At 69.6% G+C, this 15,711-nt stretch carries 16 protein-coding genes; 8 read left to right on the forward strand and 8 right to left on the reverse strand.

The genetic code is table 11. The annotated features are described in order from the left end of the window. Positions 1 to 24 precede the first annotated feature (24 nt). The 3 genes from ACIP82_RS31365 to ACIP82_RS31375 are packed head-to-tail and all read right to left on the reverse strand — an operon-like array spanning position 25 to position 2,418. Positions 25 to 387: a hypothetical protein gene (locus ACIP82_RS31365; RefSeq protein ID WP_400658336.1), complete on the reverse strand. Its 363-nt coding sequence runs from the start codon at positions 385 to 387 to the stop codon at positions 25 to 27. A gap of 4 nt (positions 388 to 391) precedes the next feature. Continuing rightward, the gene (locus tag ACIP82_RS31370; RefSeq protein ID WP_400658338.1) at positions 392 to 991 is read right to left on the reverse strand and encodes a GNAT family N-acetyltransferase; all 600 of its coding nucleotides are present in this window, start codon (positions 989 to 991) and stop codon (positions 392 to 394) included. 23 nt (positions 992 to 1,014) lie between these two features. Then, positions 1,015 to 2,418, reverse strand: a complete 1,404-nt coding sequence (locus tag ACIP82_RS31375) for a hypothetical protein (RefSeq protein ID WP_400658340.1) — start codon at positions 2,416 to 2,418, stop codon at positions 1,015 to 1,017. Between the two features lie 371 nt (positions 2,419 to 2,789). Here ACIP82_RS31375 and ACIP82_RS31380 point away from each other — a divergent pair, with 371 nt between their 5' ends. The 6 genes from ACIP82_RS31380 to alaS all read left to right on the forward strand — a co-directional run bounded on the left by ACIP82_RS31380 (position 2,790) and on the right by alaS (position 9,227). Continuing rightward, entirely contained in the window at positions 2,790 to 3,623 is an 834-nt protein-coding gene (locus ACIP82_RS31380; protein ID WP_400658342.1) for an aspartyl/asparaginyl beta-hydroxylase domain-containing protein, read from the forward strand. A 36-nt stretch (positions 3,624 to 3,659) separates the two neighbouring features. After that, complete coding sequence (locus tag ACIP82_RS31385) at positions 3,660 to 4,532, forward strand: hypothetical protein (RefSeq protein WP_400658344.1); 873 nt, start codon at positions 3,660 to 3,662, stop codon at positions 4,530 to 4,532. Continuing rightward, positions 4,529 to 5,128 carry an LOG family protein gene (locus ACIP82_RS31390; RefSeq protein WP_400658346.1) on the forward strand — a complete coding sequence of 200 codons (600 nt, stop codon included), beginning with the start codon at positions 4,529 to 4,531 and terminating at the stop codon, positions 5,126 to 5,128. The genes ACIP82_RS31385 and ACIP82_RS31390 overlap by 4 nt, the downstream gene beginning before the upstream one ends. Further along, positions 5,125 to 5,676, forward strand: coding sequence for an orotate phosphoribosyltransferase (locus tag ACIP82_RS31395; protein ID WP_400658348.1), 552 nt, complete (start codon positions 5,125 to 5,127; stop codon positions 5,674 to 5,676). Before ACIP82_RS31390 ends, ACIP82_RS31395 begins: the two co-directional genes overlap by 4 nt. Next, the gene (locus tag ACIP82_RS31400; protein WP_400658350.1) at positions 5,673 to 6,341 is read left to right on the forward strand and encodes an HAD family hydrolase; all 669 of its coding nucleotides are present in this window, start codon (positions 5,673 to 5,675) and stop codon (positions 6,339 to 6,341) included. Before ACIP82_RS31395 ends, ACIP82_RS31400 begins: the two co-directional genes overlap by 4 nt. A gap of 225 nt (positions 6,342 to 6,566) precedes the next feature. Further along, positions 6,567 to 9,227 carry an alanine--tRNA ligase gene (gene alaS / locus ACIP82_RS31405; protein ID WP_400658352.1) on the forward strand — a complete coding sequence of 887 codons (2,661 nt, stop codon included), beginning with the start codon at positions 6,567 to 6,569 and terminating at the stop codon, positions 9,225 to 9,227. Positions 9,228 to 9,288: 61 nt separating this feature from the next. On the opposite strand, the gene ACIP82_RS31410 is transcribed toward alaS, so the two are convergent. The 5 genes from ACIP82_RS31410 to ACIP82_RS31430 all read right to left on the reverse strand — a co-directional run bounded on the left by ACIP82_RS31410 (position 9,289) and on the right by ACIP82_RS31430 (position 13,426). Further along, positions 9,289 to 9,846, reverse strand: a complete 558-nt coding sequence (locus tag ACIP82_RS31410) for a GNAT family N-acetyltransferase (protein ID WP_400658354.1) — start codon at positions 9,844 to 9,846, stop codon at positions 9,289 to 9,291. Positions 9,847 to 9,949: 103 nt separating this feature from the next. Continuing rightward, positions 9,950 to 11,011 carry a phosphotransferase gene (locus tag ACIP82_RS31415; RefSeq protein ID WP_400658356.1) on the reverse strand — a complete coding sequence of 354 codons (1,062 nt, stop codon included), beginning with the start codon at positions 11,009 to 11,011 and terminating at the stop codon, positions 9,950 to 9,952. A 189-nt stretch (positions 11,012 to 11,200) separates the two neighbouring features. Further along, positions 11,201 to 11,818 (reverse strand): hypothetical protein, encoded by a 618-nt coding sequence (locus ACIP82_RS31420; RefSeq protein WP_400658358.1) that lies wholly within the window; start codon positions 11,816 to 11,818, stop codon positions 11,201 to 11,203. Positions 11,819 to 11,872: 54 nt separating this feature from the next. After that, positions 11,873 to 12,508: a hypothetical protein gene (locus tag ACIP82_RS31425; protein WP_400658360.1), complete on the reverse strand. Its 636-nt coding sequence runs from the start codon at positions 12,506 to 12,508 to the stop codon at positions 11,873 to 11,875. Positions 12,509 to 12,757: 249 nt separating this feature from the next. Beyond that, complete coding sequence (locus tag ACIP82_RS31430) at positions 12,758 to 13,426, reverse strand: hypothetical protein (protein ID WP_400658362.1); 669 nt, start codon at positions 13,424 to 13,426, stop codon at positions 12,758 to 12,760. A gap of 627 nt (positions 13,427 to 14,053) precedes the next feature. Between ACIP82_RS31430 and ACIP82_RS31435 the strand changes: the two genes are divergently transcribed. Together ACIP82_RS31435 and ACIP82_RS31440 are read left to right on the forward strand one after the other, a co-directional pair. Next, positions 14,054 to 15,280, forward strand: coding sequence for a hypothetical protein (locus tag ACIP82_RS31435; protein WP_400658364.1), 1,227 nt, complete (start codon positions 14,054 to 14,056; stop codon positions 15,278 to 15,280). Next, positions 15,277 to 15,675, forward strand: a complete 399-nt coding sequence (locus ACIP82_RS31440) for a hypothetical protein (protein WP_400658366.1) — start codon at positions 15,277 to 15,279, stop codon at positions 15,673 to 15,675. Before ACIP82_RS31435 ends, ACIP82_RS31440 begins: the two co-directional genes overlap by 4 nt. The last annotated feature ends 36 nt before the right edge of the window (positions 15,676 to 15,711 follow it).

Here is a 15,711-nt window from a genome sequence, read left to right on the forward strand (position 1 = left end):
CAACACGTCCGCCCGACAGCAGGACTACCGGGGGATCATCGACCAGCTCGAACGACGATGGCGGCCCGGGCGCCTGGCAGCCGGCCGGGGTTCTTGGCCCTGCGGGGTGGGCTGTGCCGGACAGGACGGCTCGTCGTTGAGCAGGATCGAGCGCCAGACTCGCTCCTGGAGTTCGCGGATGTAGGGTCCGCAGGCGTACATGGGCGCCTGGGCGCCGGCGACGTGAGCGGGGCCGATCCACAGGACACGGGTCCACTGCTGGCCGCAGTACAGCCAGCAGAAGCCGTCGACCCAGGTGTTGCCGTCGTCGGTCGTGGGCGGGTCGGGCACATCGCCGCAGGCGAACCCGGCGATACCGGGGATCACGATGTGCGGCTCGGGCAGCATGGGATCACCTTCCCGGGCTGTGCTCGCCATCGGATTCAGCGGCTCCGTCCGCTTCCAGCCCGTCGATCGGCGCCCACTCGTGTTCCAGGATCGAGTAGGTGATCGAGTCGCGCCACGCCCCGTGGACGAAGACGTGGTCGCGGATCCGGCCGTCCTCGGTCATCCCGGCCCGGAGCAGGGTCCGGGCGGAGGCCTCGTTGAGCGGTGATCGCGCGGCCCAGATGCGGTGCAGGCCGAGGACGTTGAAGCCGAGTGCGCAGAGCAGGTGAACGGTCTCGGTGCCGTGGCCCTTGCCCCACGCGGCCGAGTGGAGGGCGAAGCCGATGGTGGCGGCTTGTTGCGGCTCGGTGGCCAGACGGGCGTAGCCGATCAGCCGGTGTTTGCCGCGCCGGGTGACGGCGAGGCAGTATTCGTCACGTGGGGTGACGTGCGCGGAGGCGATGGAGCGGGCGGTGATCGCCTGGACCTGCTCGCGGGTGCGGGGTTCGAAGCTGAGGTGCCGGGTGGCCTCGGGGTCGCCGTAGATGGCCAGGAGGTCGTCGGTGTCCTCGGGTTCGACCTCGCGCAGTGCCAGGTTGGGGCCGGTCAGGTGAACTGGGGTCATGGCTGCGGAGCCTATCCGCGGGGTCACCGGAGGAGGACCGAGGTCGGGGTGGCGGTGAAGGCCTCGATCTCCTCGCGCAGACCGGCCGCCGCGCCGCTGCCGCTGCGGCGGCCGTCGCCGCGCAGGGCGGCGTGGACGCGTTGGGCGCTGCTCACGATGCCGAAGTTCCGCTGCTCGACGGGGAGGTCGAGAACCGGACGGACGGCCTCGGCGGCGCCTTCGATCTCGCCGCGGGCGATGCGGGCGAGGGCGAGGTCGGTCTGGGCGCCGGCCTGGTCGCCGAAGGCCCACTCGTCCTCGGTGGCGCTGCGGTAGGCGGCGACGGCCGCTTCGGACTGGCTCTCGCCGAGTGGGGCATCCTGGCCGAGCTGCACGGTGGCCTCGGCGACGTAGTACAGCTGGCGGGGCACCGGGAAGGTCATGATGCCGCCGAAGGCGTCGAGGCCGTCGGGTTCGACGGCCGCGCGAGCGTCCTCGGCTCGCTGGATGGCCGTGCGGGTGGCCTCGCCGTCGCCGAGGAGGGAGTGGGCGCGGGCGGAGAGGCAGGCCAGCCAGACGCTGGTGGTCCCGTGGACGTCGCCGGCCACGCTCTGCCCGAGTGCCGCGTACTCGGCGGCCTCGCCGGGGCGCCCGGCCCAGTAGGAGATGAGCGACTGAAGCGACCGGACCCAGGCGCGCATGGCGTGGTGGTCGGCGTTGTCGGCGCAGACGAAGGCCGTGCGGGCCTGCATCATCGCGGCGCTCGGGTTGCCGAGGTCGTGGCTGGCCTTGGCGAGCATGCCGGAGGTGATCCCGGCGAGCAGGTACAGCTCCCGGGCCTGCAGCGGCTTGACGCGGCCGTGCTCCAGCAGTCGGAAGGTGAGGTCCTGGACCTCGACCAGGTCGCCGAGCAGGGTCGGCAGCGCCAGCTTCGGGTAGGCGACGGTCAGCCGTCGTACCTCGTCGTGGATCTGGCCCAGAGTCTCCGCGCCGATGCTGCTGCCCTCCGCCATCGCGGTGAATCGAAGTGCACGACGAGCCGCCATCGTGACCTGCCTTTCCAATTCCGTTGTGCCCGCGTCGAAGCGGGGTTCGCTGTTGGACGGGCCGCCGACAGGCAGTGCCGTTGCCCGCTCGGGTGGGAGAAGGGCAGGGACCGGCCGTGGTGGCGGGACGACGTACGAGGGGGTGTCGGCGTGCGCGGGGCCGACCGGTGCGGGTGCGAGGAGTTGGTCGACTCCGACGCCGAACATGGCCTCCAGCACCCGGCATTGGTCCGGGTAGGGGCGGGTCTTCACCGCTCCGCCGTACCAGCGCTCGAACTGCCGCTTAGAAACCGACAGGCCCCGGAGTCGGGGGTCGCGCTCCTGCTCGGCGGCCGAGTTCGCCGTCGCCTCGAACCGGAGGCGGAAGGTCTCGTAGACCTGCCAGTGCCGCTGAAGTGTCAAAACCCGTAGGAGTGTTGGAGTTTCAGCCACTGCGGATCATCTCCGTCCCCGTTCGTCTGCTCTGACGATAGCCATGGTCGCTCGGTAGGAAACCCGTTCGAGGCCGTCCCTGCCCAGATGACGGTGGCCGTGACGGCAGTCATGACGCGCACCGACATGGCCCGCCCCTCAGGACGGCGGGACGGTGGCGGCGGCCGCGTCGTATCGGTGCCGCACTTGGCGCCGCCATTCTGAACGCCACATCGCTGTCCGTGTATTTCTGACAGCGAAGCGTGAGATCAAGGGCGCTGGGATCGGCGCCCGATCGACTCCATCCAGCGCCACGTGCATTCCGGCTCGCCATGCCGCGAGCCGGCAAACGGAGGGAACCGATGGACAGCACCCTGACCGCTCTGGCCGGGCAGATCGCTCAGCTGGACGCCGTGGACTCCGCCCATCTGGAGCGGATGCGCCACGAGGCCCTGACCGCCCAGGCGCCGTGGAAGGCGGAGTACGGCGCCTACCAGTCCGGCGGCTGGTGGACCACTTCGCTGATGAACGCCTCCGGCGACGCCGCCGACGTGACGATCGGCGACTGCGCCGCCCGGCCGACCGATCTGCTGGGGCGGATGCCGGCCACCGCTGCGTTCCTGGCCGACCTCGGCCTGGACTTCATGTGGGTGCGGCTGGCCCGGCTGGAGGGCAACGCCTTCCTCTGGGAGCACCGCGACTACGACGAGCTCCACCAGGTCGAGCGGCACCGGCTGCACGTCCCGCTGCACACCAACACCTCGGCGTTCCTGGTCACCGGTGGCACCAAGGTGCACATGGCCGGCGGGCGGATCTGGCGGCTGACGCCGACGTACGCCCACGGGGTGTGCAACCTGCTCGGCCCGGACCGGATCCACCTGATCGCCGACGTGTACGCCGACGACGCCTACCAGCGCCTGGCCCGCCGCCCCGTGCTGAGCCCGACCGTCGCGGAGCCGTTGCCCGTGGCCGACCAGACGGTCCTCGCGGAACGGCTGGAGGCCGCCCGCAACATGGCCGCCCTCGGCTACACGGAGGCGGCCGAGCGGATGCTGCTGCGGCTCTTCTACACCTACGCCCTGCCGGAGGGCACGGCGTACGACCTGATCGCCGAACTGCACACCTCCCTCGGCGACATGGAGGCCGCGACGCGCTGGGAGACCGCCAAGCGCCGGCTGCTCGCCCTCCCCGCCTGATCCCAGCCCGCACCTACGCCCGGAAGGAAGAAGCGCATGCCCACCCTGCAACTGGCGGCGATCACCCAGGCCAACCGGCCCGCACAGCTGCCGCTGCTGTCGAAGCTCGCCGACATCCTGGCCACCTCCCCGTCGGTGACCCACCTGATGGTCCGCGGGTCGTTGGCCCACGGCACCGCCGACCGCCTCTCCGACGTCGACTTCGTCGTCGGCGTCCACGACGCCCAACTCCCGGCCTTCGTCGAGGCGCTGGACACCCTGATGCCCGTCGAGGCCGGCGCCCTGCTGCCCGGCTGGCGCGACACGATCGTCGCCGACCTCGGTGGCGTCGGGATGGTCTTCCTCGTCCCGGACGAGGGGAAGCTCCACCAGATCGACCTCTACGTCGCACCGGCCTCCCGGATCCCGCGGCTGCAGGCGATGGTCAGCACCGCAGTCCTCCTCGACCGCCGGCCCGGACCGGTCGACGTGGCGGACATCGCGGCGGCCGAGAGCTTCGTCGCCGCCTTCGCCGCCCGGCCGCGCTCCTGCGCCGAGCTGCTGATCGAGCACCTGGTGCTGGCCGTGCTCCTGCACAAGCGGATCCGGCGCGGCCAGCGGTTCGTCGCGTACTCCGAGTGGCACCGGCTGCACACCGCGACGAAGGACCTGATCAAGACGGCTCTGGCCCCCGCCTCGCGGTACTGGGGCTGGTACCAGCTGCGCGAGGAGATCGCCGTCACCCCGATCGGCCGGGCCTGCCTGGGCGACCTGGACGCGGCGATCGGCGGCCCGGCCATCCCGGAGGCGGCCGACGTCACCGAGGCGATCGAGCGGGTGCTCGCCCTGACAGAGCGGGCCTGCCCGCAGGCGCTCGACGGCCTGCACGACGCTGTCGCCGCCTACCGCACCTACCAGGAGCTGGTGTGAACGCACTCCACCTCGCGGGCCCGGCCGCCGGCCGGGCCCGCGAGGGCCTGAGCGCCGCCTTCTTCGGCGGCGTTGTCCCCACCTCCGCCGAGGAGGAGACGCTGGCCGAGGAGATCGGCCGGAGCTTGGCCCAGTCCGGGTACCAGCTCCTGCACGGCGGCTACAACGGGCTGATGGAGGCCGCCGCCCGCGGAGCCGGAGGCCAGGGAGTCACGGTCACCGCCGTCACGCTGATCGGCAAGCACGACGAGTGGGGCGCGTTCAACCCGCACACCACCCTGTCCGTCCACCTGCCCGACCCCGGTGCCCGCCTCAACCACTACCTGGAGCACGCCGACCTGATCGTCGCCATGGGCGGCGGAGTCGGCACCCTCCACGAGCTGACCGCCGCCCTCTACTACGCGACTGTCATCCGGCCCGTCCCGATCTGTGTCGCCGGACCGACAGCTCTTCGTCTGCTCGCCTTCCTGCGCGAGGAGCGCTGGCTGTACGAGACCCCGACCCGGCCGCTCGGCTTCCTCGCCACCGCGGAGTCCGCCGACGCCTTCCGCGCCCACCTCGCCACGCTCGATACCGCCCCGATCGGAGGAGCATGACCACCCGCACCCCGCCGGCTGAACTCGCTGCCCGGCTCGCCGGAACCGCCTGCGTCGACGCCCCGTTCACGCTCGCCAACGGCGCCCAGCTCGACGCCTACTTCGACGAGTACCGGATGGCCTCCGACCCCGCGCTCCTGCGCGACACCGCCGCCGCCCTGGCCGGCCTCGTCCCCGACGACGCCCAGGTGCTCGCCGGTATCGAACTCGGCGGTGTCCCCCTCGTCGTGGCGCTGTCCGCCGCCACCGGCCTGCCCGCCGTCTTCGTGCGCCGCAAGCCGAAGAGCTACGGCTCGCACCACCAGGTCGAGGGGATCGCCATCGACGGCCGCCGCACCGTGCTCGTCGACGACGTGGTCCGCTCCGGGAGCCAACTGCTCCACATGGCACGCATCCTGCGGATGGTGGGCGGCCCGGTCACCCACGCTCTTTGCATCCTGGAACGGCCGCTCGGCGGCCGGGCTCTGCTGGCCGACCACCGCGTCACCCTGCACTCCCTGCTCACCGAGGCTGACCTGTCAGCACCCCGGACGGGTGGTGCCGCGTGAAGCGGGCCGTGCTCTTCGACCTCGACGGCGTTCTCGTCGACAGCCAGGCCGCCCAACTCGCCACCCTGGCGGGCTACGCGACCTCGGCTCTCGGCAGGCGCGTCACCGTCGCGGACCTCCCGCCCGCCGCCGCGACCACCCCGCGCGAGTACGTCCTCTCCGAACTCGGGCTGGACGGGCCGATCAACGAGGACGGCTGGGCGGCGGCGAGCGCCACCGCCACCCTCACCGCCGAGGTGTTCCCCTACGTCGCCGAGACCCTCGCCGCGCTCCGCGAGGCCGGAGTCGGCACCGGGGTCGTCACCCTGCGAAGCCGCGAACGGGTCAACTGGCTTCTGCCACAGGACATCCTCGACCAGCTGGACACGGTCGTCTGCTACGAGGACGCCCAGCCCAAGCCCGCCCCCGACGGCGTACTGCTCGCCCTCGACCGGCTCGACGTCACCCCGCGAGCGGGCATCTTCGTCGGCGACACCGAGACCGACATCCATGCCGCCCACGCCGCGGGCGTCACCGCCGTCGGTGCCGGCTGGGGCTTCGCCGGCCCCGAAGCGCTCACCCGGGCCGGAGCCCACCTCGTGATGCCCCGAGCCGACCACGCCGCCTTCGTCCTGCCCCTCCTGGTCGGCATCGGCCGACAGGAGGACAACTCCAAGCGATCTTGACCCCGGACCCGCTACTGTTGGTGGCGCAGTCACAGCGCACCGTTGCGTCGCTGTCGGCTGCGTCACCTAAGAGCGACGGATACCGGAGTCATGGTCTATACCGTGGGGGCGCGAGCTATCTGCGCCGAGCTGGAGAACTGAGAACCACTCAGTCCTCGTTCTCGGCCCGGCTCGGCGTGTGATCACCCCACCTCTCCGCGACTCTTCCGTGAGGGCCATACCGCCATGCGCTCGACGCAGATCCGCTCCACCTTCCTGGACTTCTTCACCTCACGCGGCCACCGCCACGTCCCGTCCAGCCCGCTCATCCCGTCCGACCCGACCCTGCTGCTGGCCAATGCAGGCATGAACCAGTTCAAGCCCTACTTCCTGGGCGAGGTCACCCCGGAGTACCCCCGCGCCACCACCATCCAGAAGTGCGCCCGTACCTCCGACATCGACAACGTCGGCCGCACCAACCGGCACGCCACGTTCTTCGAGATGATGGGCAACTTCTCCTTCGGCGACTACTTCAAGGCCGACGCCATCGCCTACGCCTGGGAACTCCTCACCCAGAGCTACAACTTGGAGAAGGACCGCCTCTGGATCACCGTCCACCAGGACGACGGCGAGGCCGAACAGCTCTGGCGCAGGATCGGCGTCCCCGCCGACCGCATCCAGCGCCTCGGCGCGGACAACTTCTGGGACATGGGCGTCCCCGGGCCCTGCGGCCCCTCCTCCGAGCTCAACTACGACCGGGGGCCGACGTTCGGCCGCGAGGGCGGACCGGCCGTCGACGGCGAACGCTACGTCGAGATCTGGAACCTCGTCTTCATGCAGTCCCTGCGCGGCGAGGACGACGACAACGGCGGCTTCCCGATCCTCGGCGACCTCGCCCGGCAGAGCATCGACACGGGCCTCGGCCTCGACCGCCTCGCCGCGATCCTCCAGGACGTCGAGAACGTCTGCGGCACCGACCTGCTCCTGCCCACCCTCACCACCGTCCAGGAACTTGCCGGCCGCGACTACCCCGGCAGTGGTTCGGGCAGCGAGGAGAAGGTCTCCTTCCAGGTCGTCGCCGAGCACGCCCGCTCCATCGCTTACCTCATCGCGGACGGCGTCCTGCCCGCCAAGGACGGCCGCGGCTACGTCCTGCGCCGCCTGATGCGCCGCGCGATCCGCCACGCCCGTCTACTCGGCATCGACCAGCCCGTCCTGGCCCCGGCCACCGCCAGCGTCATCGCCAACCTCGGCGACGTCTGGCCCGAACTGGTGGGCCAGGCCTCCCTCATCGAGCAGGTCGTCACCGCCGAGGAGGAGTCCTTCACCCACACCCTCACCCAGGGCACCCGGCTGCTCAACGCCGCCATCACCCGCAGCCGCGAGGGCCGCTCCACCACCCTCACCGGCGATACCGCCTTCGAACTGCACGACACCTACGGCTTCCCCGTCGAGCTGACCATCGAGGCCGCCCGCGACGCCGGGTTGAGCGTCGACGAGGACCGCTTCACCGCCCTGCTCGCCGAGCAGCAGAAGCGCGCCAAGGCCGGCGGCAAGGCCAAGACCGCCGAGGCCCTGCGCCGCCAGGACGCCTACCGCGAACTGTCCTCGCGCCACGGTCGCACCGACTTCACCGGCTACGACTGCCTCGACACCGAGGCCACCGTCCTCGGCCTCATCTCCGACGGCACCGTCGTGCCCGGCGCCGACCAGGGTGACACCGTCGAACTCGTCCTGGACCGCAGCCCGTTCTACGCCGAGTCCGGCGGCCAGGTCGGCGACACCGGCACCATCCGCACGTCCTCCGGTGCGCTCCTGGAAGTCCTGGACACCAAACTCGGCCTGGAGGGCTTCCACGTCCACACCGTCCGCGTGACCGAAGGCGAGATCCGCACCGGCGAGCAGGCCGAAGCCCTCGTCGACGGCCCGCGCCGTGACGCCGTCGCCCGCTCCCACTCCGCCACCCACGTCCTGCACGCCATGCTCCGCCGCACCCTCGGCGACCACGCCCGCCAGCACGGCTCCCTCGTCGACGCAGGCCGCCTGCGCTTCGACTTCGCCCACTTCTCCGCCCTCGACCGCACCCAGCTCGCCGCCATCGAGACCCTCGTCAACGACCACCTCCTCGACGACCCCGAAGTCCGCATCTGGCACGCCACCCGATCCGAAGCCGAGGCCGCCGGAGCCACCGCCCTGTTCGGCGAGAAGTACGGCGACCACGTCCGCATCGTCGACATCGGCGACTTCTCCCGCGAACTCTGTGGCGGCACCCACGTCCCCCACGGCTCGAACGCCGGCCCCGTCCGTATCCTCGGCGAAGCCTCCATCGGCTCCAACCTGCGCCGCATCGAAGCCCTCACCGGCCGCGACGCCCTCACCTACTACGACACCGAACGCCGCCTCCTCGAAGAACTCGCCACCCTCCTCGGCACCCGTCCCCAGGACGCCCCCGACGCCCTCCGCAAGCGCCTCGACGCCCTCAACAACGCCCAGCAGGAACTCGCCCGCCTCCGCGACGCCGAGCTCCGCACCCGCGCCCAGCAGCTCGCGGCCTCCGCCCGCACCATCCCCGGCGGCCGGATCGTCACCGGCAAGGTCACCGACCTCAGCCCCGACGAACTCCGCACCTTGGCCACCAAGACCGCCGACCTCCTAGGCGACGACCACGCCGTCGTCATCCTCGGCACCGAACACGACGGCAAGGCCCTCCTCGCCGCCGCGATCACCCGCAGCCTCCACGACACCGGCACCCACGCCAGCCAGATTCTCATCCTGGCTGCCCGCACGGTCGGTGGCGGAGCCGGCGGCAAGGGCCCCGTCGCCAGCGCCGGCGGACGCCGCCCCGAGGCCCTCGACGAGGCCCTCACCATCGCCGCCCAGGACGCTGCCCGAGTCCTCGGCCAGTAGCGCCGGCAGTTGGTGCGTGCGGTCGGCGCCTCCCAACTGGGAAGGTGCCGACCGCACGTTCTCACCGTTCTCGGCCAGCTGCGGCAAGGTCTTTCAGCAGGACCACGCTTTCGTAGTTGGTCACATCCCACCGCCACGTCCCCGCGGGGACGTACCCCTGCCGGCGGTACCAAGCAACCAGCTCAGTGGCCTCGGCCGACGTGTCGATGACCGCTTCTGCGGCCCCGAGAGCGACGATGCGGTCCTCCGCCACGGTCAGCAGCCGGTGCCCGAGGCCTGTCCCCTGGCACACGGGATCCACCGCGAGCTGCCAGAACGAGCCCGCATCGGCTGGTGCCGGATACCCCACGGGCACCGTGTACGGTGCCGTCACCGTCACCGACCCGACCAGCTCAGCACCCCGGAAGGCGAGCCAGCACTCACCCCTCCCCACCCGGGTGGCCGTGTCCTGCACGGACTGGTACGACGCGAAGAAGACCCTGCCAGCCGCTGCATGGGCGGCATACGCATGGTGCAGGAGCAGAGTGAGCTCCTCGGCCGAATCGCCATCGGTGAATCGCCGTATCGAGATGCCTCCCCCGGAGCCAGCCGAACGGCCGTGAACGCTGCGCAAGATCACAACGAACAGTCTCGCTCCGATAGAGCCGGAGGGCCTCCGGGAACCCGTTGGGCTTGCCTACGCGCTGCCCGTGACCGGCCAGCGCGTAGCGACCGGGTGCCACTCAGGGCATGGCCTCGAACGCCTCCTGCACGTCCTCGCGCCGCTCCGTCCACCAGGCCAGGAAGCGCTCGGTGGGCAGGAACAGGTGGTCGCAGGAGTGGTCGTCGCGGTCGTAGTGGAAGACCAGCTGCCAGTAGTCCGACATGCGCTTCCACCACAGCCGCTCGGCCGCGTCCGCCAGGGCCGACACCGGGAGTGACACCACCGACCGGTAGCCGGCCACGAACGCGGAGGTCCGCTCCAGGTCGAGGAAGCCGTCCTCACCGCCGAACTGCACCGTGGCGGTGCGGGCGACCTCCTCACCGAACGGCCGGACCCGAATCCGGTCCCAGTCGATCACTCCAGCGATCTCGCCGTCCCGCCACAGCACGTTCCGGTGCTGCACGTCACCGTGCGTCCACCCCACCGGGCCGACCGTCACCTCGCCGGCCGGGCGTTCGTGCCCGTACTTCTCCAGCAGCACCTTGCGCTCAGCCAACGCCGAGGCTGCCTCGGCGTCGAACGCCGTCCGGTTCTCCAAGCCTGCGATCAACGCCAGGAACCGATCAGCCTCCCCGCGCGCCGCAGCGGGTGTGATCACCGAGACGGTCACCCGCTCCGGACCCGGCGGCAGTAGGCCGGCCAGCCGCTCACCGTTCAAGCTCCGGTGGATCCGACCGAGGAGAACGCCGAGGTCACCGGCCTGCCCGATCGAGAGCGCCGTACCCGGCTGGTGGCTCCCCTCCATCCACGGGATCAGGCAGTACCCGCGGTCGGCGACCTCGACCACCGCATCCCCGGCCGAGGAGACTCTCGCCCTGCCCACCGGCAGGCCGTCGTCGGCCAGCTCCGCCAGCACAGCCAGGTTCCGGCGAGCCAGCGACAGCGGCACATCCATGATCCGCTTCAACGCGAACGAGCCCTGGGCCGTGTCCAGCCGCCAGTTCCCGTTCATCAGGCCGTCCGACAGGAAGCGGCATCCCCGAACCTCACTCAGCCCGAAAGCCTTGCGGAGAACTGCCAGATCCTCTGCGATCTCGTTGCACCGAGTGCCACTCAGAGCGCTGAAAGTCGCGTCCGTCACCCCAAGCAGGCTAGTCGAGCCGAGGGATCGAAGCGGTCGGTCCAGGAGGTTCCAGACGACGCAGTCGCGGTTGGGACGACAAGTCCCATTGAGTCACTAGCTGGGCCTCATCGTCCGGTAGCGCCTCTGAGAGCCTCGACCAAGGGCACTATCAGTTGTTGCCGGCTGAGGAACCGGTGACCGTCGTGGTCACCCGACACTCGCCTGGGAGGGAAGCTCGGTCACCACCGTCCATGGCCGGTGGCCGTCGCGGTGGCACTCCGCTCTCAGACGCACAGGCTGAGTTGCGTTGCGGGTCTGCCAGCCCAACGGGTCGCTCTCGAACCAGCTCGGAGCCGGCGTGTACTCCATGAGGCGGATCAGCTGCTCACCGCGCTCCAGACCAACGAGCACGGCTTCCCGGCCCGGCTCCAGGACGCCGTTGACATCCGGCCGGAAACGATAGGGCCCCCAGATCATCCGAGCTAGCTCCTGGGGCCGGAGATCAGGATCTGCAGCGAGCGCCGCGTGGTCAATGCCGGCCTCGTCCCGCACGGACAAGGTGATCCGGTCGAGCCGGTCAAGACCGACCGGCCCCACCAACTCGATCCGCAGCGCCCTGGGAGAGCCTGTAGAGCCGTCCAAGGTGAACCGCAGTTCGGGCGTGAGGTCCCGATGCCAGCGATCCCGTTCAATCTGCGCCATCTCCCGAGCCGTCGCCGCAGACGCCGAAGCGGCGGCAGCCGCCTGCCGTGTCGCCCACACTGTGAGGCCGACAGCCAAGAGGGCCACTATCGCGCTGACCGCAGTCCAGAACGTCTCGTCCATGGCGCGGGACGATACTCGCGTGTGGGGTGAGCTGCCATGCGCTTCTCCGAGTGCTCAGTGCGTGAGCCCGTCGATCAGCTTGCCGAGGTTGCGCAAGGCCCGGTCGGAGGCACCCTGGGCTGCCAGCGCACCCAGGATGACGTCTCGTTCCAGCGCCCCTGCGCTCTGCAGGCTCTGCAGGATGCGATGGGCCTGCTCCTTGCCGAACCGGTCGCCGAAGCCGTTGTTCTTGTAGAAGTTCAGTCGCTCGATGGCCTTCGCCACCTCGGGGCTGAGCCCTGCTGGCTGCTCATCGGGCCTGGTCAGATCAACCGCACCCAGCTGACTGGCCCATCCGCCAAGCGGAAAGCCGCCGATACTCTCCACGACGGCGAGCGACGATCCGCGAGCAAGTCCCGCAGCGAAGTTGAGAGTCTTCTCGTCCGGAACGTAGGCCAGGACGGGCCCGATGCCGCTACCCACACGGTTCCGCGCTGCACGCGGCGTGGTGACGGTGTGCTCGGCTGCGAAGGTGCGCAACGACGGGATCTGCTGCTCCACGCCGAAGGCGTTGACCACGAGCACACCGGAGGCGTCCTGCTTGGCGCACTCCTGTCGGACCCACGCCACAGCAAGGTCCGCAGCCAGTTCCCAGTCCCGCTCGGGATCGTCGTCCGGTACCCAGGCCGCCCGCACGATGCTGTTCGCCATGGTTGATTCCTCTCCCGAAAGTAGACCGCAGACATACGATCTGACCGATCACGTTAGCGGCCACCTCCGACAAGTCGATGCCCGCAACTGTCGGCCGGAACCAGCGAACCCGGACACCGCTGGGCGGGCCGAAGGCCCACCAGGTTGAGAGATGGTGGACAAGACGTTCGTCAGCGATCTACTAGTTGAGCGCGGTCGGCACAGCATCAGCGATCAGCCCGTCTCAAGGAAGCTGGCCTCATCACCGGCCTATGCCGCGCGCCGCTTGTCCGAGGCAAAGAGCCAAACACACAGGTAGAGCGGGACAAACAGGAAGGCCAGGAAGAGAGCGGCCACTCCAATCATCACGTTGTCCCACCTGTCGTAGGCATTGTGCTGGCCCTTGCCAGCAACCCACACCCAGAACGCGACAATCGGGACGAGCTGGATGGTCACCGCCCACGTCCAACCGCACTGCATCACGATCGAGGTAGCCAGCACTGTGGTTGGTGCTCCGCGCCATTCCAGGCATTCGCCGACGTCGAAATCGGTCTTGCGTGGCCGAGGCATGGTGAGCAATCCGACGGTGACCATGATTGCGGCAACACCGCTGATTACGGTCGAACGTGCAGCAATCCACCCTTCAACGGGCAGTGTCCACGTCGACGGGATCCCAAGGGCATCGCATGCAGCGGTCAGCCCCGCGAGCGGAGTTCCGCCATGCTCCATCCCGTACGCGGCGGCGCACGCAGCAAGCGATGCCACGGTCCGGTAGAGCAGTGAGAACGCGTTCAGCGATCTCACCTCTCTGATCACTTTGGTCACAACGCGCACGGGGGATTCCACCCGTACGCCGCCTTGGACGACTCCCACTTGAACCACGGAGCCATCGATCTGGTTGCCACGCACCTCGTTACTGACCCTGCTTCGCTCCTCCATGGGCAGAAGGTATGACGGCCTATCGGCCTGTACCGCCGAGTCGCGGGACATCTACCGATTGATCAGCCGCTGCAACAGCACGAGAGCGGACTGTTTACTCGTTCGGCGGCTACGATCTACCACTGCTTGGTACGGTCGTCCCGCGATATTTTCTGTGATCATCTGGCTTCGGGGGGTGACCGGATGGCGTCGGGGGGATGGGCGGCAACAACCGCTTCCGCCAGGCGATTCCGCGGGGCAGGGGCAGGGGACGGCGCTGACGATCTGAGCGACGGACCAGGTGTCCCAGTCGGGTCGGCAGCCACGCACACGTTTGCTCCGGGACTCTCGGAGGTGACGCGTAGGCTCTCGGCGATTGCGTATGCGCGACCTGACCACCTGACCGGTCTCGCTGCTCGCCTGGTCGCGAAGATCAGTGGAGGACGAGGGAAGGGCGGCTCAGGCGGAGCGTCCTCGGTCAGCGGCGAGGAGCAGGGAGAGCCGAAAGTACTGGTCGGCGAGGACTACGTCAGCTGGGTCCGTCGACGTGTTGTGAGCGGCCGTCCCCTGCCGTCCTTCGGATGCGACGAGGCCCTGGTGCTCGGCCATTGTCTTCGCGCACAGCGCCTCCGCTACTTGAGACGGCCCGTGATCGCGCTTCTGGCGACCCCAGGTATCGCCGTCGGCCTGCTGCGCTTGGTGTCAGTGGAGTGGGCCATTGGGCTTGCCGTCGCTGGCATGTGGCTGGCCTTCTACCTCGACCGACTCGCTGCCCAACAACTGCTCTACCGGATGCGGCCTTCGGAGTTCATGGCCGGCCGCAGCCCACGGCCCGCCGGAGCGACTCACTTCATGGGGAGACGACTCCAGTCCTGGGCCTTGCCCTACAACCGGGAGTGGCGGGGCAAGAGTGTTCCGAAGGAGCACTTCATCGGGGCTGGCCGCTTGATCTGGTCCACCGCGTCGATCGGTATCGATGTCGAGCCGGCGCCGAAACGTCCACCGGAGCAGCCTGAGCAAGACGAGGGAACCGAGACGACTCGCATCCCGGTGCAGATGGAGAAGCTGGCCGAATCGGGCCAGCAGGGCACTGCCACCGCCTTCAGGAACTTCACGGTGGAGGAGCTACACGATTTCGTGGCTGGTCGCCTCATCGACCCTGCTCCGTCGCACGCACCTGGGCACCCGTTCGCCAACATCGAGGTGCTGGGCGTCGCCGCCGTCTCCTCCAACCGGTGGGGTGCACTCGACGACCCGACCTGGCAGAGCATGGAGTCCCTCGCCGCCGGACGCCCCGACGGCGGGCCTGGACCGTATGTCGCTCGCCGCTATCTCTGGACACGCATTGTCTCGTGGGGCGGTGAGATGGCTGCCTCGATCCTGGTCAACTTCGCCTATGAGAGCGGTTTCCTCAGGGTCACCGTCCGCCCGCATCTCATGGCCCCGCTCAACAGCACACTCGCGGCCTCGGCGAGCCCGCTCCCTCCGCTGTCGTGGCGGTGGCAGCGGACCGCCTGGCTCCAAGCCCTGGGCGACCTGTTCACCGCAGCAAACCGCCTCATCTCCGCGCGTGTCGCGCCGCCGAAGCCGGCGCTGGATCAGGGCGGCCCAGTGAGCCTTCGCGAGACATACTCAACGCGGTACATCGACGAGATGCACATGTACGAGGACGCTCGCCGCTACGTGCAGATGATGCAGCGCAGGGTCTTCGACACGGTCGAGGCGTTCCTCGGAAACCATCAGATCGATACCCGGTCCTACCAAGCGCAGGCCACGGCCATCTACAACTTCGGCGTCATGGCCGGCGGCGACATCACCGGCAACATCCAAAACGCACCTGGTGCCTCAGGCACCTCCCAGAGCCAGGAGGCATGATGCCCTTCCGCCGCGAGCCCCGCTCGAACCCGCCCCCCGCCCACGGCGGCGTCAGCGCCGGGGGGAACATCACGGGCAACATCCAGAACGCGCCAGGCGCCCAGAACACCACCCAGAGCCAGCACGTGGCCGGCACCGCCGACGAGGCACTCGAAGAAGCACGGCGGCAACTGCAGCAGCTGCGCGAAGCTGTGGAACAGCACTCCGTGCAGCTGGCACAGCCGCAAGCCTGCCTCGAAGAGATCTCGGCGGTGGAGCAACGCCTTCACCGAGCCGGAGAAGACCCTGTCGGACTCCGCGTCCTCATGAACTCGGTGTACCAGCACTGCGGTGGCGTACCCGGGCTGGTTGCCATCGCGGCGTTGGCACAGCAGACGGTTGCCGCGCTTGGCTGAACCGAGACCGGAGGCTGCTGACGCTCCAAGTGCGGA

This window comes from Kitasatospora sp. NPDC088548 (assembly GCF_044753005.1).
In the GTDB taxonomy this organism is placed as follows: domain Bacteria; phylum Actinomycetota; class Actinomycetes; order Streptomycetales; family Streptomycetaceae; genus Kitasatospora.